The sequence below is a fragment of the Paenibacillus sp. 1182 genome (genome assembly GCF_017833915.1).
GTDB lineage: Bacteria > Bacillota > Bacilli > Paenibacillales > Paenibacillaceae > Paenibacillus > Paenibacillus polymyxa_D.
In genome coordinates this window covers 396,472-417,204 of the sequence record NZ_JAFICR010000002.1, presented here as the reverse complement: position 1 = coordinate 417,204, position 20,733 = coordinate 396,472, and the positions used below count along the sequence as shown (strand labels likewise).

The 20,733-nt window shown below is 47.2% G+C and carries 22 protein-coding genes and 1 riboswitch; all 22 genes read right to left on the bottom strand.

Annotation, left to right across the window (positions count from 1 at the left end; genetic code table 11):
- Window positions 1–26 precede the first annotated feature (26 nt).
- The gene (gene spoIID, locus JOD82_RS04980) at window positions 27–1,454 is read right to left on the bottom strand and encodes a stage II sporulation protein D (protein WP_209947804.1); all 1,428 of its coding nucleotides are present in this window, start codon (window positions 1,452–1,454) and stop codon (window positions 27–29) included.
- A 221-nt stretch (window positions 1,455–1,675) separates the two neighbouring features.
- The gene (murA, locus tag JOD82_RS04975; protein ID WP_029518503.1) at window positions 1,676–3,031 is read right to left on the bottom strand and encodes a UDP-N-acetylglucosamine 1-carboxyvinyltransferase; all 1,356 of its coding nucleotides are present in this window, start codon (window positions 3,029–3,031) and stop codon (window positions 1,676–1,678) included.
- 324 nt (window positions 3,032–3,355) lie between these two features.
- The gene (locus JOD82_RS04970; RefSeq protein ID WP_013373430.1) at window positions 3,356–3,607 is read right to left on the bottom strand and encodes a DUF1146 family protein; all 252 of its coding nucleotides are present in this window, start codon (window positions 3,605–3,607) and stop codon (window positions 3,356–3,358) included.
- Window positions 3,608–3,953: 346 nt separating this feature from the next.
- On the bottom strand, window positions 3,954–4,367 hold the full coding sequence (locus JOD82_RS04965) for a F0F1 ATP synthase subunit epsilon (protein WP_013312322.1): 414 nt from the start codon (window positions 4,365–4,367) through the stop codon (window positions 3,954–3,956).
- Between the two features lie 70 nt (window positions 4,368–4,437).
- Window positions 4,438–5,838: a F0F1 ATP synthase subunit beta gene (gene atpD / locus JOD82_RS04960; RefSeq protein WP_029518505.1), complete on the bottom strand. Its 1,401-nt coding sequence runs from the start codon at window positions 5,836–5,838 to the stop codon at window positions 4,438–4,440.
- Window positions 5,839–5,959: 121 nt separating this feature from the next.
- A complete protein-coding gene (atpG, locus tag JOD82_RS04955) occupies window positions 5,960–6,826 on the bottom strand; it encodes an ATP synthase F1 subunit gamma (protein WP_023990707.1) in 867 nt (288 codons plus the stop codon).
- A 175-nt stretch (window positions 6,827–7,001) separates the two neighbouring features.
- Window positions 7,002–8,516 carry a F0F1 ATP synthase subunit alpha gene (gene atpA, locus JOD82_RS04950; protein WP_029518506.1) on the bottom strand — a complete coding sequence of 505 codons (1,515 nt, stop codon included), beginning with the start codon at window positions 8,514–8,516 and terminating at the stop codon, window positions 7,002–7,004.
- Between the two features lie 19 nt (window positions 8,517–8,535).
- The gene (locus tag JOD82_RS04945) at window positions 8,536–9,081 is read right to left on the bottom strand and encodes a F0F1 ATP synthase subunit delta (RefSeq protein WP_029518507.1); all 546 of its coding nucleotides are present in this window, start codon (window positions 9,079–9,081) and stop codon (window positions 8,536–8,538) included.
- Window positions 9,078–9,566 carry a F0F1 ATP synthase subunit B gene (gene atpF / locus JOD82_RS04940; RefSeq protein ID WP_023990709.1) on the bottom strand — a complete coding sequence of 163 codons (489 nt, stop codon included), beginning with the start codon at window positions 9,564–9,566 and terminating at the stop codon, window positions 9,078–9,080. Before atpF ends, JOD82_RS04945 begins: the two co-directional genes overlap by 4 nt.
- A 113-nt stretch (window positions 9,567–9,679) precedes the next feature.
- Window positions 9,680–9,904 (bottom strand): F0F1 ATP synthase subunit C, encoded by a 225-nt coding sequence (gene atpE / locus JOD82_RS04935; protein WP_025683777.1) that lies wholly within the window; start codon window positions 9,902–9,904, stop codon window positions 9,680–9,682.
- 104 nt (window positions 9,905–10,008) lie between these two features.
- A complete protein-coding gene (gene atpB, locus JOD82_RS04930) occupies window positions 10,009–10,833 on the bottom strand; it encodes a F0F1 ATP synthase subunit A (RefSeq protein WP_209947802.1) in 825 nt (274 codons plus the stop codon).
- Between the two features lie 29 nt (window positions 10,834–10,862).
- Window positions 10,863–11,243 carry an ATP synthase subunit I gene (locus JOD82_RS04925; RefSeq protein ID WP_069010012.1) on the bottom strand — a complete coding sequence of 127 codons (381 nt, stop codon included), beginning with the start codon at window positions 11,241–11,243 and terminating at the stop codon, window positions 10,863–10,865.
- Window positions 11,236–11,490, bottom strand: coding sequence for an AtpZ/AtpI family protein (locus JOD82_RS04920; RefSeq protein ID WP_069010013.1), 255 nt, complete (start codon window positions 11,488–11,490; stop codon window positions 11,236–11,238). Before JOD82_RS04920 ends, JOD82_RS04925 begins: the two co-directional genes overlap by 8 nt.
- A gap of 171 nt (window positions 11,491–11,661) precedes the next feature.
- A complete protein-coding gene (gene wecB / locus JOD82_RS04915) occupies window positions 11,662–12,831 on the bottom strand; it encodes a non-hydrolyzing UDP-N-acetylglucosamine 2-epimerase (RefSeq protein ID WP_069010014.1) in 1,170 nt (389 codons plus the stop codon).
- 109 nt (window positions 12,832–12,940) lie between these two features.
- On the bottom strand, window positions 12,941–13,570 hold the full coding sequence (gene upp, locus JOD82_RS04910) for a uracil phosphoribosyltransferase (protein ID WP_013312332.1): 630 nt from the start codon (window positions 13,568–13,570) through the stop codon (window positions 12,941–12,943).
- Between the two features lie 356 nt (window positions 13,571–13,926).
- Window positions 13,927–15,192 carry an ABC transporter substrate-binding protein gene (locus JOD82_RS04905; RefSeq protein WP_069010015.1) on the bottom strand — a complete coding sequence of 422 codons (1,266 nt, stop codon included), beginning with the start codon at window positions 15,190–15,192 and terminating at the stop codon, window positions 13,927–13,929.
- Window positions 15,193–15,207: 15 nt separating this feature from the next.
- On the bottom strand, window positions 15,208–16,044 hold the full coding sequence (locus JOD82_RS04900) for a carbohydrate ABC transporter permease (RefSeq protein ID WP_069010016.1): 837 nt from the start codon (window positions 16,042–16,044) through the stop codon (window positions 15,208–15,210).
- Window positions 16,044–16,952, bottom strand: a complete 909-nt coding sequence (locus tag JOD82_RS04895) for a carbohydrate ABC transporter permease (protein WP_397376020.1) — start codon at window positions 16,950–16,952, stop codon at window positions 16,044–16,046. The genes JOD82_RS04900 and JOD82_RS04895 overlap by 1 nt, the downstream gene beginning before the upstream one ends.
- A 147-nt stretch (window positions 16,953–17,099) precedes the next feature.
- Complete coding sequence (locus JOD82_RS04890) at window positions 17,100–18,350, bottom strand: serine hydroxymethyltransferase (RefSeq protein ID WP_013312336.1); 1,251 nt, start codon at window positions 18,348–18,350, stop codon at window positions 17,100–17,102.
- A 120-nt stretch (window positions 18,351–18,470) separates the two neighbouring features.
- Window positions 18,471–19,058 (bottom strand): TIGR01440 family protein, encoded by a 588-nt coding sequence (locus JOD82_RS04885; RefSeq protein WP_209947923.1) that lies wholly within the window; start codon window positions 19,056–19,058, stop codon window positions 18,471–18,473.
- A 220-nt stretch (window positions 19,059–19,278) separates the two neighbouring features.
- Window positions 19,279–19,360, bottom strand: a riboswitch (ZMP/ZTP riboswitch).
- 78 nt (window positions 19,361–19,438) lie between these two features.
- A complete protein-coding gene (locus JOD82_RS04880; RefSeq protein WP_029518516.1) occupies window positions 19,439–20,023 on the bottom strand; it encodes a low molecular weight protein arginine phosphatase in 585 nt (194 codons plus the stop codon).
- Window positions 20,024–20,126: 103 nt separating this feature from the next.
- Entirely contained in the window at window positions 20,127–20,687 is a 561-nt protein-coding gene (locus JOD82_RS04875) for a manganese efflux pump MntP (protein WP_023990719.1), read from the bottom strand.
- Between the last annotated feature and the right edge of the window lie 46 nt (window positions 20,688–20,733).

Below are 20,733 nucleotides of genomic sequence, written 5' to 3'. Positions count from 1 at the left end.
TATACTTCAAAGTTTCGAAATATTTACTAACTTAGAATACGAGAGGCTTGCGCAAAAGAAATGCCAGTATAATAGTGAAGGAGTATTTGAGTGGCAGTATGACCTTCTTTGGCCATTCCATTGGCTCCCCACTGACTCATACCAACACCATGACCATAACCATAGGTTGTTATAGCAATCCGGTCCCCTTCAGCCTTCCACGTAAACTCAGCCGAACGCAACCCCAGTTTGTTACGGATCTCCGGTCCTGTAAAGATTGAGCCACCAACTTCAATCTTCTTGATGCGATGTCCTTCTGTCTTGGAGAGTATACGAATTTCTGGCATACTTCCTCCTCCAGTAGAGGCGGCAATTGCAGTACGACTTAACCCCAATCTATCGAACACGCTTTGACGACTCAGTGTGACGGTTTCTGTATAACGCGGGGCCAACTGCTTGTCCCATGGACTTGATACGCTTCGTAAATAGGGCACTGCCTTCGCCCACACATCCTCTGAATTTTCGGTGTAGCCATTGCTAGTAGAAAAAAAAGATGCCGTAATGGGCTTGCCTTCATATACCATGATCGTATCCTTGGTGTCTCGTACGGCCTGCTGAATTTTAGCCAGCTCTGCGGATTTACCAGAATGCCCCCATTCTCTAGTAAGTTTAGCTTTGGAGATATAAGCCTGATGTTTAACAGTATCCGTCACATCTGCTCCCGCAGGGGCACCGCTAGTGTCATCAGCCAGCAAGCGCCGGGCAATGAAGGTACGCGCGGCAATGGCCTGCGCTTTCAGTGCCTCCCCCTCGAAGCTGGGCGGCATTTCGGCGGCTACTACGCCGACAATGTATTGCTCCAGCGGTAACGTCTCCGTGCGACCGGTGGACGTGACATACACACGCACGTCTGGCTCTGCCGCCACCGGTACGCTACGCGTTGGCGCAGCGGGCACCGCTGGCATCGGCGGGACGCCCGGTAAGCGCGTGACGGGCGTCTCACCCTTTGCCGTCACGCTAGGCGCAGCCGGTACTGCCGTGCGGCTGCTTGGCGGCACCGGCTGCGCCGTCTGGCGAGGCCACGCCATTAGCGCGGGCACAGCCATGGCAAGCACCAGCACCCCTGCCATGGCGGCGAATGGCAGCCATGGGCGGCGGCTGCCCCAGCGTGGGGCACGCCCGGCGGAAGGACGCAGGTGCGGCAGCGGGCTTGCAGCGCGTGTGTCATGGGCCGCTACTCCAGCGATAGGCAGAGCCGTATCAACGGAGTTCGCAGCGGAAGGCACGGCTGTTGTACGCCGATTGGGCTTGACGCCAGTCGGCAATGTACCTCTTGCGTCCGGCTGCTGTTGCATAAGCTTATTTTTCTGTAACAAGGTAGCTATAGAGCCAGTGTCTTCCTCCGCAAATAAAGCCTGGCGATGTTCCTTAGGATGATGAATGGGTATACGGATGCGAACCTGCGAATCTTTCATAGGCTGAAACCTCCATCAAAGGGCTAAGTGTCCGGCTGGAAGTATAGATATACTCCAGCAGATATTTTCAATCATATGAAGTCGTCCACTTTGATAGAACCATTTTAAGAGAACTGAAAGAATGAAAAAGATAAACAATAAAAAGAACCAAGTCCTTTCGGACTTGGTTCTTCGTTGTTTAAGAATATACGTATGCAACATGAAGCTACATGCGTTAAAGCTTAGGCGAGGGAAGGCTGAATCTTCTTAAACAGATTCCCAGACGCCTCTTCCGGCATTACGCGCTCTGTACTGGGTGAATGATCCAGTTTGGACTCTTCCACGGTCACTCTGTAAATGTCCGCTCCCAATCCGGTCAGCTTCTCAGCCAAATGAACGTAACCACGATCGATGTGATGTACACCAGATACTTCCGTTGTACCTTCTGCAATGAGTCCGGTCAGAATTAACGCAGCACCTGCACGCAAATCTGTAGAGGTTACTTTCGCACCTGTCAGCTTAGCATTACCCGTTACAATGGCAGAACGGCCTTCGACCTTAATCTCCGCATTCATGAGATGAAATTCATCCACATGCATGAAACGATTTTCAAACACGGTTTCCGTAATAATGCTCGTTCCTTCAGCGGCAAGCTGAAGTGCCATCATCTGTGACTGCATATCGGTGGGAAAACCTGGATAAGGCAACGTTTTAACATCAACGGCTTTTAACGGCTTATCTGCAATGACACGAATTCCGTTCTCATCAGGTTGAATGGTTACACCCATTTCTTCCATCTTGGAAATAACCGGACCCAAATGATCGGATATTGCGCCTTCTACATATACGTTCCCGCCTGTGATCGCAGCAGCAACCATATAAGTACCTGCTTCTACCCGGTCGGGAATGACGGTATGTTTTACACCATGCAGCTTCTCAACGCCTTCAATACGAATAACGCCCGTGCCCGCACCACGTACTTTGGCACCCATTCCATTCAGGAAATTTGCGAGATCAACAATCTCGGGTTCCTTAGCGGCATTCTCGATGGTAGTTACGCCCTCAGCAAGAGTAGCGGCCATCATAATATTCTCGGTTGCCCCTACGCTGGCTACATCCAAATAAACTTTAGCTCCACGCAGACGCCCGTTACTTTTAGCTTCAATAAAACCTTGGCCCAGGCTAATTTCCGCGCCCAATGCCTCAAAACCCTTCAAATGCTGATCAATGGGTCGCGTTCCGATTGCGCATCCGCCTGGAAGCGAGATTCTTGTGCGTCCCAAACGTGTAAGCAGCGGTCCCATAACCAAGAATGAAGCGCGCATTTTCCTAACCCACTCGTAAGGGGCTTCACAGGAAATTATCTTCCGCGCGTCAACACGAATGACCTCATCTTGGTATGTAACGCCTGCTCCTAAGGACTCCAGCACTTTGTTAATGGTCATCACATCGTCTAGAGGAGGTGCATCAATAATAACACTTTCTCCTTCTTCTCCTAGCAGAGAAGCGGCGATGATCGGCAGAACTGAGTTTTTGGCTCCGCTGACTTTGACACTCCCGGTCAATCTGTTGCCACCGCGGACGATAAATTTGCTCATCTATGGTTCCCTCCGCGCGTCATTTCTCTTTTCCATTCTGGAAAAAAAGAACATATTCCGCTATTTTCATGCCTTGCTTTTTCATTACATAAAAAAACAAGATTTTACTAATACCCTAACTGCCATCATACCACTGATTAAAACAAGTATACAAGCGTTTTTTTGTACTTGACGACCATTGTACTCTAACTGATTCAGCCAGCTATACATGCATGGTTCTTTTGTTTACCATTGTTAACAATATGACGCGATGTTATTCGACAATTCCCGCAGAGACACAGTCATAAGGTCATATAACCCGCCTACTTCATGTTAAAACAAATTCTAGAGCATCTGGCTCCAAGAGATGTAGCTCAACAGGAACCCCGAAACCAACTGTCCCAAAATAATAGCAAGAAACAAGTGCAGCAATCTGCCCTGCGGTCCTTTCGGTTGTCGGATTAACAAATCCAGCTTTAAGCTCTGTAAAGCCCACCAAGCTAATGCTATACAAATGAGCGATACGATCATAGAGATCAGCGCGGTCATACTCGCCGATTGACTTAGCTGTTCTGCCAATTGCTGTTTCCCGTTCAACCTTAATTCCCCCCATCTGCGTCACAGACTTCTTTATAATACTCGGCGAACGCCTAATATGCCAGTGCTATTTCTGTTTTTAGGACATTTATTTCGACAAAATGTGATTAATCACTTCTGTTTCGTGAATTTAAAAGGTACTAAATACCTAGCAGCCAGGCAAGAAATAGGACTGTACATTTGGTAATAACAGCTAAAAAAGAGTCCGATCACAGTGATCGAAGGAAGCAAGGTTCCTCCTCACCCTCTACCGGACATTTTCTGGCAGAAGTTATGAATTGGTCTCCTTGTCGTTCCATCCGTATACTATGCCGAACCCTTTTAAAATTCCACTTAAACTCCAATATTAATTCTTATTGGTTCTGATGCTTGTAGCATTTAGACGGTTAAGCGCCCGTTGCAGAGCTACTTCCGCCCGATGATGATCTATCTGTTCCTGCTTGCTCTGGAGCCGCAGTTCTGCCCGCTCCCTTGCCGCACGGGCACGCTCCACATCAATTTCTTCGGAACGTTCCGCACTCTCAGCCAAAATGACCACTTTATCCTTGCGGACTTCAAGAAAGCCCCCATTGACCGCGATCACTTCAGTTTGACCACCGATTTTAATGCGTATCGGTGCAATCTTCAAGGGAGTGACCAAGGGAAGGTGTCCGGGCAAAATCCCAAGATCGCCTTCCGAGCCGCGAACACTGATGCTGTTTACCTGTTCTGTATAGACCAGGCGCTCCGGCGTCACAATCTCTAGTAAATACGTGCTCACTTGAATCCCTCCTGGAAGCTGTCCGCAGACAGCTCACTTCGTAAGGCTCGGCTAATCTTTGCCTGTATGTTTACAGCGTTTTAGCTTTTTCAACTGCTTCTTCGATGGCTCCTACAAAAAGGAAGGCCGCTTCTGGAAGGTGGTCATACTTGCCTTCCAAAATTTCTTTGAAGCTTCGTACAGTTTCTTTAACCGGCACATATTTACCCGGGAAGCCGTTAAATGTTTCGGCAACGTGGAAAGGTTGAGAAAGGAAACGCTGGATTTTACGTGCACGTGCTACCAACATTTTATCTTCTTCACTCAGCTCATCCATACCCAGGATGGCAATGATATCCTGAAGCTCATTGTAGCGGGCCAAAATTTGTTTTACCCCTTGCGCTACATTGTAATGCTCTTCACCCACAACGTCTGGAGCCAAAATCCGGGAGCTTGATGCAAGTGGATCAACCGCCGGGTAAATACCCATTTCGGAAATTTTACGTTCCAGATTCGTTGTAGCATCCAAATGGGCAAACGTTGTAGCAGGAGCAGGGTCAGTGTAGTCATCCGCAGGCACGTAGATCGCCTGAATGGAAGTAACGGAACCTTTTTTAGTAGAAGTAATCCGTTCTTGCAATTGACCCATCTCAGTAGCCAGCGTAGGCTGGTAACCTACTGCTGAAGGCATACGTCCCAACAGGGCAGAAACCTCAGAACCCGCTTGGGTAAAGCGGAAAATGTTATCAATAAAGAGCAACACGTCACGGCCTTCTTGGTCACGGAAGTATTCCGCCATCGTCAGACCTGTGAGAGCTACACGCAAACGTGCACCCGGAGGCTCGTTCATTTGTCCGAACACCATCGCTGTTTTGTTGATAACGCCGGAATCTCTCATTTCATGGTACAAGTCATTTCCTTCACGTGTGCGTTCACCTACACCCGCAAATACAGAAATACCACCATGCTCCTGAGCGATATTGTTAATCAATTCTTGAATGGTTACGGTTTTACCTACACCAGCACCACCAAACAATCCGACTTTACCACCTTTGGCATAAGGAGCCAGCAAGTCGATAACTTTAATACCGGTTTCGAGCATCTCTGCTTGAGTTGTCAGCTCATCGAAAGAAGGAGCTTGACGGTGAATTGGGTTTCTAGCCGTTTCACTCATATCAGCACCATTATCAATTGGCGTTCCAAGTACGTTAAATACGCGTCCAAGAGTTGCTTCGCCGACAGGTACTGAAATAGGTGCTCCCAGATCTATGGCTTCAGCTCCACGAACCAAACCATCTGTGGAAGACATGGCAATACAACGCACACGGTTGTCACCTAGATGTTTTGAAGCTTCGAGCGTCAGGTCAATTTTGACTCCGCTCTCCAGCACAGTCCCAATATGAATGGCATTCAGGATTTCCGGAAGTTGTCCACGTTCAAACTCAACGTCGACAACCGGACCCATGATGCTCACTACGCGTCCTTTGTTCATCTTTTGGTTTCCCTCCTACAAGCTTGCACAGCCGCAAATCCGAACCACTCTGATTTGTTTTGCGCCCGCAATTTATCATAATAGTGTAGACTCTGCTATAAAACAGTCGCTATAAGCCTGATTAAGACTGAGCACTTGCTCCTGCAACGATTTCCGTAATTTCCTGGGTAATAGCCGCTTGACGAGCACGGTTATAGGTCAAGGAAAGCTCACCAATTAACTTGGAAGCATTCTTCGTAGCAGATCCCATTGCCGTCATCTTCGCTCCCAGTTCACTAGCTTTACCATCCAGCAAAGCGCCGTAAATGAGCGTTTCCGCGTAACGTGGCAGCAATACTTCCAGCACTCCTTCTGGTGAAGGCTCATACTCATAGTTAATTGAGGATGAAGCTGTAGCTGAATCCGGTGTCGCCATTGGTAACAGACGGTCAACTGTTGGAATTTGAGTCAATGCGTTGACAAAGCGGTTATAGCATAGATAAAGCTCATCAAATTCTTTAAGTTCAAAGCCTTGTACAGCCTTGCTTGCAATCGTTTTGATATCTGCAAAAGCAGGTGTATCCGACAGATCTGTTACTGATTCAGCGATAGGAAATTCACGACGTCTAAAATAATCCCGTCCTTTTCGCCCAATGATGAAAATCACAAATTCATCCTGTGAACGGTGACGTTCAGAAATCGTCTGCGTAACCTGTCGTAAAATATTGGCGTTATAACCACCAGCCAGACCACGATCAGATGTAATGATGAGATAAGCAGTCTTTTTAACCGGACGCGTTTCCAGCATTGGATGCTTGATGTTATTCGCTCCAGAAGCAATGCTACTCACAACTTCCTTAAGCTTTTCCGAGTAAGGACGAGCCGACTCCGCTTTCTCCTGAGCTTTTCTCAGCTTGGATGCAGCGACCATTTCCATCGCTTTCGTGATCTGCTTCGTACTCTGCACACTTTTAATCTGACGTTTAATCTCGCGCATACCTTTTGCCATGATTTCACCACCTTCAAGCTTTGGCAAAGCCAAAGCTAACTTCGTAAGATTCAAATCCAGCCGGGCATATGTTAAAGGGCCTGTTATTGAGGGTAAAACATGCCAAGGAAGCCAAAACCCGGAGGGCACGCTTCCTTAGAACATCTTTCATCATAAACAGGCAAATTCCAATGTATTATACCGACGTGGCGAATGATTTTTTGAATTTCTCGATAGCTGCCTTCAAAGCCGTTTCGTTATCAGCCACCAAGTCTTTCGTGTCGCGGATAGATTGAAGCACGTCCTGATGGTCAGACACCATGAAAGACAGGAAGTCTTTTTCAAAACGTTTTACATCCGCTACAGGGATATCATCAAGGAAGCCTTTTACAGCAGTATACAAGCTCACTACTTGTTGCTCTACAGCAAGCGGTTGGTTAACACCCTGTTTCAGAATTTCCATCATGCGTGCGCCGCGATCCAAACGGGCTTTTGTGGATTTATCCAAGTCGGACCCGAATTGGGAGAACGCTTGAAGCTCACGATATTGAGCAAGATCCAGACGCAGGGAACCTGCTACCTTTTTCATCGCTTTAATCTGAGCTGAACCACCTACACGAGATACGGAAATACCTACGTTGATCGCCGGACGTTGTCCTGCATAGAACAAGTCAGCTTCCAGGAAGATCTGTCCATCTGTGATGGAGATAACATTGGTTGGAATATATGCAGAAACGTCGGAAGCCTGTGTCTCGATGAACGGCAATGCGGTAAGTGATCCGCCGCCCAACTCATCATTCAGCTTCGCTGCACGTTCCAGCAAGCGAGAGTGAAGATAGAAAACGTCACCCGGATATGCTTCACGGCCCGGTGGACGACGCAGCAACAGGGACAATTCCCGGTAAGCTGACGCTTGTTTAGTCAAGTCATCATAAACAACAAGGACATGCTCACCTTTGTACATGAAATACTCACCCATAGCGCAGCCAGAGTAAGGAGCAATGTACAGCAATGGTGATGGCTCGGAAGCTGATGCCGTAACGACAATCGTATATTCCAGCGCACCGTGACGACGCAATGTTTCAACAACTTGAGCTACCGTGGATTGTTTTTGACCAATAGCGACATAAATACATTTCATGCCGTTACCTTTTTGGTTCAAAATTGCATCGATTGCGATAGATGTTTTACCTGTTTGACGGTCACCGATGATCAACTCACGTTGACCACGGCCAATTGGAACCATCGCATCAATAGCTTTAATCCCCGTCTGCATAGGCTCATGTACCGATTTACGGGCCATAACGCCTGGAGCCTGACTTTCAACCGGACGGAATTCTGTTGTAGCAATCGGTCCTTTACCGTCTACTGGTTGCCCCAATGGGTTAACTACACGTCCAATCATTGCTTCCCCTACAGGGACCTGCATGATCTGGCCTGTACGTTTTACTTGACCACCTTCACGAATGTCGGAGAATTGACCCAAAATAACAACACCGACATTGCTTTCTTCCACGTTGAGCGCCAAGCCCAATACGCCAGTGTCGAATTCAACCAATTCACCGGCCATAACTTTTTCCAGTCCGTAGACGCGGGCAATACCGTCGCCGACTTCAACAACAGTGCCGACTTCAACGACCTCGATATCATTTTTATATTGTTCAATCTGACTTTTAATCAATGAACTGATTTCCTCAGGTTTGATACTCAAGTGTGTTCACCCCTATCTTCTATACTCGTCTGTTAAAGGATTTCTCGAGACGATCCAGCTTGCCGGCCAGACTGCCGTCGTACAATGTATCGCCGATAACCACTTTTAATCCGCCCAGCAGACTCGGGTCCACTATATTTTCCACACGGATTGTTTTATGTTCACGGGCTCCGAATTCCTCGGCTACCGCTGTTTTTTCCTGATCACTTAAAGCATAAGTCGAATACACCTTTGCATGAGCAAGTCCCAGCTTGTATTCCTGAATATCGAGGTATCCGGCAAGGAGAGATTCGAACAAATCTGCTCTACTACGCTGAATCAACAGTTTGATCGTGTTAATTAGCGAGGCAGACAACTTGCCTTCAAAACTGTTAGCCAGAACTTGAAGCTTGACCGCTTCCGTAATGTTAGGAGAATTAATGAATTTACGGATTTCAGCATCCCCCGATACAGCCTCTACAAAAGCACGTAGCTCCTGCTCGGTTTCCATAATGGTCTGTTCCTGCTCTGCCACTTCAAACAAAGCTTTCGCATACCGTTTGGCTACTACCGTATCCCGGCTCATGCTTTGCCTCCTACCTCTTTAAGGTATTGGTCGACAAGCTCTCCCTGGACTTGGTCTTCCTTGATTTCCTTTTGAATCAGTTTGGAAGCAATTTGTACCGAAGCTTTACCCACTTCGCTGCGCAGTTCGGCAACCGCCTTATTACGCTCGCTTGTGATTTCACGAACAGCTTCGTCTTTCAGGCGGACAGCTTCGTCCTTGGCCTGAACAATAATTTGCTCCGCTTGTTTGTTACCTGTTTGTTTTGACTGCTCAATAATGTCGTACGCTTCCTTACGTGCCTGCTGGAGAGCCTGCTTTTGCTCCTCAACATAAGCAGCAGCCTGTTCACGCGTCTGTGCCGCTTCATTCATTTGCTGTAATACAAGCTGACGCCGCTTCTCCATAACGGAAAAGAGAGGTCCGAATGCATAACGCGTTAGTAACCAGTACAAGATCAAAAATGCAATAATTGTGAAAACGATACTTGTCCAATTTAAACTCAATTGAAGTCACTCCTTTCCGGTGAACGTCAGTCCTAGTTATCCCTTAAGCCAAGCAACAAAGAAGGCGCGGATGGCTGTGGCCTTCCCCGCCAAACCTTGCAAGTTTCAAATTATTATGCCTTAGCGTAGAAAATAAACGCCAGAACGACCCCGATAATAGGCAAGGCTTCAACCAGACCTACACCGATAAACATTACCGTTTGCAAAGTTGATTTAGCCTCAGGCTGACGAGCGATACCTTCAACTGTTTTACTTACAATCAGACCGTTACCAATACCTGCGCCGAGCGCACCCAAACCTACTGCGATAGCTGCTGCTATTAATGCCCAAGCTCCCATTTAAAAAATCCTCCTTAGAGATGTGTATTTGTGTTGTACATGTATTTGCAGTTAAGAGCGAAGCGTACTCCTGAACTTAACTAAAAACCCGAAACTAATTTTAACTAATGCTCTTCTTCATGCGTGTCAATTGCCTGCGAAATATATACGAACGTCAAAATGGTAAAGACGAACGCCTGAATACTGCCGACAAAAATACTGAATCCTTGCCAGACCACGAGTCCCAATACGGAAGCAACCATACCTCCCACACCAAGTGCTGTCATTTTCAGCAGAACACTGATCAAAACTTCGCCGGCAAAAATATTACCGAATAGACGCATACCATGTGTCAACAGTTTTGAGAACTGCTCAATCAAGTTAATTGGCAAAAAGAATGGAAATGGCTGAATGTAATGCTTGAAGTAAGCTTTGGTATTACGGAAAATCCCCAGGAAATGAACCAGGACAAAGATCATCAAAGCCAGTCCAATGGATACCCCTGCATCTGCGGTAGGTGATTTCCACCAGCTGATACCTACATGGGCAGCTTCGCCCGGGTGAGACGCCTGTACTTGTTCTAATGCTTCTTTGACTGGAATGATTTCATGTCCAAATACTTGGGCACTTTGCGCATTATCGAACTCGGTCACAATCCCGAACGGTAAGCCTAGCATATTTCCGACGAAGATGAACATGATCAGCGTCATCCCCAAGGAGAGGAATGGCTTCCCTTTTTTCAAATCCATCGTGCTGGTAATCAGTCCTTGAACGAATTCGACGACCCATTCCATAAAATTTTGCAGCTTGCTTGGATTGTCCACAGACAAATTGCGCGTTGCAGCAAATGCCAGTCCAAATACAATCGCGCAAGTCACAACCAGCATAATAATGACGGACAAGTCAATGTTAAATCCGCCCAATTCGATAATCGGTGATTCATGCAACATGTTTTCTCACCCCTTTCTCAGTTGAGCCATCATTTTTCCTGTAGCGCGAATATGATGCCTATAATTAAAAGAAGAAATTGTCCAGTCACCAGGCTTGCCATTACAGCGATCTCATGGAAATAGGCTGGAAATTCTAGCGCCAGCACTACTGCCAAAATAGAGGTCCCTACTCGAACGCCAAAGCCAATGCCCACCTTTTTCTTCTTGCCTTCACCGGCGGCTGCATTCGCAACCTGTCGAATTTTGTAGGCCATATACAGCACATTAAGACAGCTTACTCCCGTTCCCAGAATGATTCCGTGAGCAATGTCACGATGTTGGGGCATGAAGGCGGAGACCAGGAAACACAGAGCCATAATACCAAGCGCTACGATCCATAACATTTTTTGCATACGGGTCATCTCATTCATGGTTATCCCTCAATACCTTTCCGATCACAAGGGCAATACTTAATGCGCCTACAACCAAGCCTGCGAGAACGCTTACGCCAATCCAAATTCCGGAGCCATCAAGTTTAGCATCGAGCCACTTTCCGGCATAGAAACCACCCAATGTGCATATCGCCAAATCAATGCCGATCGCGCTCACCAATCCAATTGCCTTGAAGGCATTCCCGGTGTTATTTCGGTTGTTGTTTTGCTTGGAAGGTTTGACCACTTTTCCATGTCACCCCTGCAATTCCAGTCCATTTTACTTAAATATAAGATGCTTTGTCAATTGAGATATTTTAGCGCCCTAAAGTATAAAATCAAACGACAAAGCATCTTAAATTGCTGTATCCCTTGGTAACCGTACAGTTTAACTGTATGCTTGCCTTGTAAAGAATAATTATATCGGACGAACACCTTTTGTGAACATTGTGTGAAATTCTTCAGGACGTTCGGATTGAACGCCATAATGGTGCAAAATCGCATTGACAATTCTTACTGATGCTTTTCCATCGCCGTAAGGATTCGCTGCCTGACTCATAGAATCGTACAACGCGGAATCTGTCAAAAGTGCCTTGGTCCGATTGTACACGTTCTCTTCGCTCGTACCCACCAGTTCCAAGGTGCCCGCTTCAATTCCCTCCGGTCTTTCAGTCGTATCACGCAGCACCAGAACAGGTACTCCGAACGAAGGCGCTTCTTCCTGAAGCCCACCGGAATCCGTAAGGATCAGATGTGTATGTGGGTAAAAATTGTGCAGATCCACGACATCCAGCGGATCAATCAGCTTAATACGCGGATGGTTGCCTAAAATCTCAAATGCAGGTTCCTTCACAGCCGGACTCGGATGAACCGGATAAACAATAGCGATATCCTCAAACTCATCTGCAATGCGCTTAACTGCATTAAAAATCTGACGATGCGGTTCCCCTTGGGATTCCCGACGATGTGCTGTCATAAGAATCAGGCGTTTGCCCTGAGCCCAGTCCAGTACAGGGTGCTCGTAATCTTGGCGAACCGTATACTGAAATACGTCAGTTACTGTATTGCCTGTAACATATATTCGCGATTCAGGCTTATTTTCCTTCCGCAAATTTCCAGCCGATAAAGAAGTAGGCGAGAAATGCAGATCAGACAGTACGCCTGTAAGCTGACGGTTCATTTCTTCAGGATATGGAGAAAGCTTGTTCCACGTCCGCAAACCCGCTTCCACATGCCCTACTTCAATCTGCTGCATAAAGGCTGCATAGCTGGCGAGGAAAGTGGTCAGCGTATCGCCGTGAACCAACACGATATCGGGCTTGGCCTCACGCAATACAGGTTCCAGACCTTGAAGTACCCGCATGGAGATTTCATTTAGTGTCTGGCGATCCTTCATTACGTCCAGATCATAGTCAGGGTGAATATTGAAAACTTCCAGAACCTGATCAAGCATCTGGCGATGTTGAGCCGTAACGCATACTACGGACTCGATATGCTCTGGGTGACGCTGAAGCTCCAAAATAAGAGGAGCCATCTTAATCGCTTCCGGACGCACACCAAAAATTGTCATCACTTTGATTTTGGACATTTTCTGTTGAACCCCTTTTCATAATAAATGTCCGCTTCACAGATCTTCCATTATTTAAAATAAGGACCTGTATAACGTCCATAGATTTTGCCGAACCGCCAAAGGCAGTCTACTTGGTTCCGTACAAGCGGTCTCCCGCGTCACCAAGACCCGGAATGATATATCCATGATCATCCAGACGCTCGTCCAGTGCAGCGACATAGATGTCTACATCAGGATGTGCATCCTGCACAGCTTTGACTCCTTCAGGAGCAGCAATCAGATTCATCATTTTAATTTGAGTGCAGCCTCTCTTTTTCAACACATCAATCGCTGCGATCGCCGACCCGCCTGTTGCAAGCATTGGATCAATCACGATCAATTCGCGCTCAGTTACATCTGTAGGCAGCTTCGTATAGTATTCTACGGGTTGCAGTGTCTCAGGATCGCGGAACAGTCCCACATGACCTACCTTTGCTGCAGGCAGCAGCTTTACTACACCATCCAGCATACCCAAGCCTGCACGCAGAATCGGAATAAGACCCAGCATACGTCCGGAAATCACTTTACCTTCTGTCTCAGCAACCGGTGTCTGCACCGTAATGCTTTCCAGCGGGATATCCCGTGTAATTTCATAAGCCATCAATGTTGCTACTTCATCCACCAGCTCGCGGAAATCCTTGGTGTTGGTCCGCACATCGCGGATAAATGTAAGTTTGTGTTGGATCAAAGGGTGATCACAAACCACCAGTTTCGCCATAATATATTCCCTCCGGTATTATCGTCACGTTCTTTCGCACCAGCATATCGAACTATCCTGAGTCGAAAGGATCTATGTAACCTATTTGTACAAACCAAATAAGCACAGATGCAATGCGTGCCTGTAAATCCTGTTTATTATAACATTCCCTTGATTGATTTAACACCTGCCACCGTAACCTTTTGTCAAGGGAAAGATATGACATGTAAAATAATGAATAGGACCGCTTTACGTGTGACTTTCATCACATAAAAACACAACAAAAAGGCTCTGGCGGCCCTTGACCGCCAAAGCCTTAAGGCTTTATACTTCCTGCCCGAGCTATAGCCTTTGCATCCTCATGCAGAGGTATTCTTTTATCTATACTTCAAATTGTCCCATGCCCCCTGAAATTGTTGAAGCATTTCATCCTTTGTGATAACCCCTGCAATATAGGCTTGCATACTGCTGCTTAAATCCTGATTCAGCCCCTTCGGAAAGCGTTGGAAGTTCCAACTCCATATCTTGCCTTCCCTCACATGCCGAGATATTTCTGCACCTAGATCGCCTGTCGTCTCGTCGCTGGACGTAATACTTTTGAAGGCGGGAACAAACTTAAATTCCTTGGTGATATAATGCTTGCCTGTTTCTGATGTGACCAACCAATTGAGAAATTCTTTTGCCTCCTGCTTCACAGGCGAATTTTTGTTGACCACCCAGTTCGAGGCTACTCCCACCGCGAGTCTACCTCCTGTGGAGGGATCATTGTCTATAGGCGCAGGCAGAATACCCAAATTCAAGTTAGGATTAATTCCATCCATTTGTGGCTGCGTCCAGTTCCCCTGGTGCATCATAGCAGCCTTACCTGTGGAAAACAGTGTCACTTGTGTATTGTAATCCGTCGTGAGCGGATTGCGGTTCCCATATTTTATAGTCAGGTCAAGCAACTTCACCCACTGATCGAACACGGGGTTACCAGGGATGCGAGCCGCTCCTTTGTTTAAGTCCTCAACATAACTTTCCGGGTTCGGCTGTCTGGCAAACGGGATATTGATAAAATGGTTCCCCAGAACCCACCATTCCGCATACCCGTTAGCAAAAGGTATAATCCCTGCCGCTTTCAGTCGCTTGGCTGCTTCCTCCAGTTCATCTATCGTCTGAGGTAGTTTGGTTATGCCCGCTTTTTTGAACAAATCCTTGTTATAAACAAAACCAAATCCTTCTAGGTTCATAGGCTGTCCATAAATCTTACCGTTAACCGTCATCGGCTTACGAGCGAAATCGTCCAGATCCTTCACCCATGGCTGATCCGACAAATCCTCCAAGTACTCCAACCACGTATCGCGGTCCTGGTAGCCCTCATTTGTAAAAATGTCCGGCTGATCGCCTGATGCGAATTTAGCCTTCAACGAAGCACCGTAGTCCGTACCACCACCGACAGATTGGATATCCAGCTTGATGCCAGGGTGCGTTTTTTCATATTCTGCCTTCAGCTTATTTAGTGGTTCCGAAATCTCTACTTTGAATTGATAAATGTGTATCGTTTTCGTCTCACTCTGTTGAGCCTTCGTATTTCCACAACCTGCAAGTGTACATGCGAGCAGCACCATCAAGGAGATGACAAGTAACGCTGTTTTTTTCATCGATTATCCCTCCCATCAGCCTTTGACCGCGCCGGCTGCAATGCCAGAAACGATGTATTTTTGCATCACCAGAAAAAACACAACAATTGGCGTGATTCCCAACACCAGTGCTGGCAGCGCCAAGTCCCATTGCTTGGTGTACTGACCAAACAACATATAGGTTGCAATCGGAATGGTACGCAGCTCAGGATCATTCAAAATGAGCGAAGGCAACAGATAGTCATTCCAGATCCATAAGGTATTCAAGATAAGCACGGTTACGAACATAGGCAGCAGCAGTGGACAAACGATGCGAAAGAACACCCCGTACCGGGATGAACCGTCCACCCTTGCCGCCTGCTCGATCTCAATAGGTACCGTTTTAATAAAGCCATGAAAAAGAAAAACGGATAAAGGCGCTCCAAAACCCAGATAACATAAGATCAGTCCCGGTATACTGTTGTTCAAGCTCAATACGTTGGACACTTCCATAAGCGGCAACATAATCGATTGAAAGGGAACTACCATCGCAGCCACAAGCAAACCGAACAGGAACCGGTTAAAACGAGTGTCATGCCGAACCATCTGGTAAGCGGCCATCGAGCTGATGAGCAGCAAAAGCGCATTACTGACGATCGTGACAATCAGTGAATTCCCCAGTGCTGTGGGAAAGTTTATTTTATTCCAGGCGTTAGCATAGTTTTCAAAACGGAAGGTTGTCGGCCACGAAGCGGAATGGGCCAAAATGTCACCAAAGGATTTAACGGAGTTTACGAGCAAAAAATAGAATGGAACCAGAAAAATTAACCCGATCACAATAAGCAATATTTCAGCAACCCATGTGCCCAAACGGTAGTTTGACGTTTTTTCCATTACATTTCGACCTCCTTTTTCTTCGTGAGACGTACCTGAATGCTGGTAATGATCGCAACGACCACGAAGAAAATCATAGCCTTGGCAGTTCCCAATCCAAGTCGATTATTTGTAAACGCTTCATTATATATGTCCAACGCTACAGACTCTGTCGACTTGAAAGGTCCCCCCTTGGTGAGAGCCAAATTCAATTCAAATACTTTAAAGGACCAGGATATCGCCAGGAACAAGCAGACGGTCACCGCTGGCATAATAAGTGGCACTACAATATGACGCAAAATCTGTCTTCGGCCCGCGCCGTCAATTTGAGCCGATTCAATCAGGGCAGACGGGACATTATTTAACGAAGATATGTAAATAACCATGAGATAACCTGCATATTGCCATACAAACACAATGACAGTTCCCCAAAAAGCAGTTGGCCCATCACCCAGCCACGGCAGTTTAAAAAAGGAAAGCCCTGTTGCCTCCCCTACCGCAGAAAAGCCGCGTACAAATATAAATTGCCAGATGAAGCCGAGCAGCAAGCCGCCAATCATATTGGGCATAAAAAATACAGTTCGCAGTGCATTACGGGTACGCAACGGTTTGGTAAGTGCATAGGCTAGGAAAAAGCCAATCAGGTTCGTCAGAATGACACCACATACGGTAAACCGAACCGTAAACCAGAACGCATTACGGAAATCTGGATCGTCCCTAAAAATATGAACGTAATTCCCTAGCCCGAGCCATCGGATATTTTCAGATACTCCATCCCAGTTCGTCATGGAATAATACAGCCCCAGCAGGAACGGAATGACCATAATCAAGACAAAAAACAACGCCATCGGTCCTACAAATACGAGTTGCTGCAAAAATTGCGCGGATTTTCTTTGACTCAATGCAATCACTCCTTTGTCGTAGATCATGAAGGATAGCGCGCATAAACCCTTACTGTAATCGCTTATTACCCAAAAATGTATGTTTCGAGTCGTTCGGAAGCAAAAAAAGACTGTTCTCCTCCGGCTTACGGAAGGAAAACAGCCTATAACATAAAAATTATGAATGTCGATGAATTAGTATTGAGTTCCTGGATAAATCGGGAACTTGTCTGTCAACTCGCCAACCGCTTGGCTTGCTTTGGACAATACAGTATCATCTTTCGGGTTTTTAAGGGTTTCGGCAATGATTTTACCGATTTTGACCATAGCCTCTTCATCCATACCACGAGATGTTGCAGCAGGTGTACCAATACGAATTCCGCTTGTTACGAATGGACTGGTCGGGTCAAAAGGAATCGCATTTTTATTGACCGTGATGCCCACCGAATCCAATACATGCTCTGCTTCTTTACCTGTGATATTCAAATTGCGCGTATCCAACAGCATCAGATGGTTATCCGTACCACCGGATACAATGTTAATCCCTTCAGCCAACAGTGTTTCAGCCAGCACCTGTGCGTTGCGAACTACGTTTTGCGCATAGGTTTTGAACGATGGCTGGAGCGCTTCACCCAAAGCAACCGCTTTGGACGCGATCACATGCATCAGTGGCCCCCCTTGAGTACCAGGGAAAATAGCTTTATCAATCGCTTGCGCCCATGCTTTGCGAGTCAGAATCAGACCCCCGCGCGGACCACGCAGCGTTTTGTGTGTTGTTGTTGTTACAAATTGGGCATGCGGAACTGGACTTGGGTGAATTCCCGCTGCCACGAGACCTGCGATATGTGCCATATCCACCATGAACAGAGCACCTACATCATTGGCAATGGAAGCAAATGCTTCAAAATCAATAGTACGCGGATATGCACTCGCGCCAGCTACAATCAGACGAGGGCGGTGCTTAAAGGCTGCCTTGCGCACTTCATCGTAGTCGATGCGGAAGTTGTCTTCGCGTACACCGTAAGCAGCAAAGTTATACAACAAGCCGGAAGCGTTAACCGGACTTCCGTGTGTTAAATGGCCACCATGCGCCAGATTCATACCCAGTACAGTATCTCCAGGTTTGAGAGCTGCCAGATACACCGCCATGTTGGCTTGTGCTCCAGAGTGAGGCTGCACGTTAGCATGCTCGGCGCCGAACAATTCTTTTGCGCGGTCACGTGCGATGTCTTCAACGATATCTACATGCTCACAGCCACCATAGTAGCGTTTGTTCGGATAACCTTCAGCATATTTATTCGTCAGCACGGAGCCCATGGCTTCCATTACTGCTTCACTGACAATGTTCTCGGATGCGATTAGCTCGATATTGTGGCGTTGTCGTTTCAGTTCAAGTCCCATTGCTTCCATCACTGCCGGGTCACTTTTACGCAGGTGTTCCATCATGATTGATTACTCCCTCTCCATAGTCAATTGTTGGGTATACAAGCAAACGCCTGCTCCTCTGTTGGGTACCTCATCATCAATGCAAAAAAGATTAGTACAAACATGCCGCCATGCCAAATGCTAATCGCAGTTTCCGCCGACTTCTTGCTCCAGACTATACACTGCCCGTTGTCCACCAATAAGTGGAGGACGGGTGAATGCCGCTGTCACACGTGCTTCGCCAATCCAGCGAAGACTTGGGCGAAATGGAACAGCAATGGGTCGCAGATGCATGCCAATCAGCGTTTCGCCGATGTCTATCCCGGCATGGGCCTGCACGTTCGCCGCCAAACACGCGTCACTCATAGAACGATAGGCGACGGTGGCCATAGAGCCTCCTGCTGTACGAACAGGAACAGCTGCAACCTCCGTCAGTCCCAGTCGCTCCAGCACAGCCCGTTCAACGACCAGCGCTCGGTTTAAATGCTCACAGCATTGAAACGCCACATCAAAGCCATACTCCCTGCGAACGGACTCTACTCCAGACAACAGTTGCTGAGCCACATCGAGCGCTCCCGCCGTACCAATCCGACTTCCAGCCACTTCACTTGTGCTAACACCAATAACCAGCAGGCGGCCAGCCTTGAGACTGGCTGCTTCTGCGATTTCCCGCACAACAGAAGTGGTCTGTGCTTCCAGCGAAATCTCATGATCCAATTGTCCCACTATTGGAACCTCCTTTGGTTGAACAGTCTCTCAGAGACTAGGCACGGTCTCATGCCCCAAGTTCAACACACTCTCTCCTGATCACAATCTGACTATATTATAGCCGATGTTTCAGATTTCGAGCAGAAAAAATGGAAGAACCTTTAAAGGAATCAACTCTCAGCTAACAATCTGGCTCAACTTGTATATGAAAAAAAGAGCAGTCCACACCTATGTGGAATTGCTCTTTTGCCCAGGCGACCGGCCGTATATCCGATGCTCCATCGTGGTTAATCCCACTTTTGTCGCCAGTTACATCGGATTCTCATTTTTCCACCTTATCTTAACGGATTAGCCGCCGAAAATCAACAGATTCCGTACAAAACAGATGAGTAATACCAATTTTATTCGGAAGAAGCCTTTAGCTTGTCCAGCAGCTTGTGCAGCGCCGTACGGATTTCTGCAGCTGTGACATCGTAGTCTTCTCGCGAACCGCCAAACGGATCTGAAATATCAAAGCCCGGAATCCGTTGGTGTAATTCAATCATTCGTTCACGCTCCTGCGCCGATAGCTCTTGTCCGAGTGAAGCCATCAACTGCTGTGAAGCATATAAACCATCCAACTCCTGTACATCATTCAACACCGCATCCCGGTTCTCCACATATTCCTTAAGCGTAAATACTTTGCCCGCCGTTTGGGGAAAGCGCTGAATTACGTGCTGTTTATGCCCTTGCGTCAAGGTTAAGATCAGATGTGCCCACCCGGCAAGCCCGTCGCTCAAAGGGGTTGAAGTGATCTGATCGGATATATCGTGATCACGTAGAACCGCCTCTGCATGTCGGGATATCGGCGTGCCTTCCATCGCTGCCACTCCCGCAGAACGCACTTCCAGTTCTAGTCCATGCTCAGCAGCCAACTTACGCAGCATCCCTTCAGCCATTGGACTACGACAGGTATTCCCTGTGCATACAAATAAGATATTCTTCAACGTTTTCACCCCCCGTATGTTAAAAAATATATAAACAGAGGATTACTATAATCCTAATCCCTTACTTTAACCCTGCACTTATTTTACACTGTCTACGCTAAAATCAAAACATAAACATAAAGCCGAATGCCAACAAAATGGCACCACCCACTGCTTCCCCATAATCTCCTAGATTACGGCTGACCTTGCGACCCAGCAGCAGGCCCAGCATCGCCATTGCTCCCCCGCAAAAACCAAACGCCAGAACGGACAGCACCAGATCACTCTGGAACATACCTAGTGACACTCCTACAGAAAATGAGTCAACGCTCACCCCAAGTGCAAACAGCAAAAGGCCTAAAGGCGAACGATGATCCAATACCTGTACGCCGTCCCCTTTAAAGGAATTATACACCATATGCCCGCCCAAAAGGATGAGTAGACCCCCTGCGAAGTAGGCCGTCACATGACCTAATAAAGAACTCATATAATGGCCTGTGAACATTCCCAGTAATGGCATCAGAATATGAAAAAAGCCAATGACAGTACTGATGCGCAGCACGTCTCGCAGGCGTATCCCCTTCATGCCGATCCCTACGCCCAGCGATAACGCATCCATTCCTAGCGCTACCGCCATGATCAGAATCGTTACAACCTGCCCGGCATGGGCAGAGGCTGCCAGCATACTCCATCCCTCCATTATCCGTCTGTTCTTGTACACGTTATGCGGA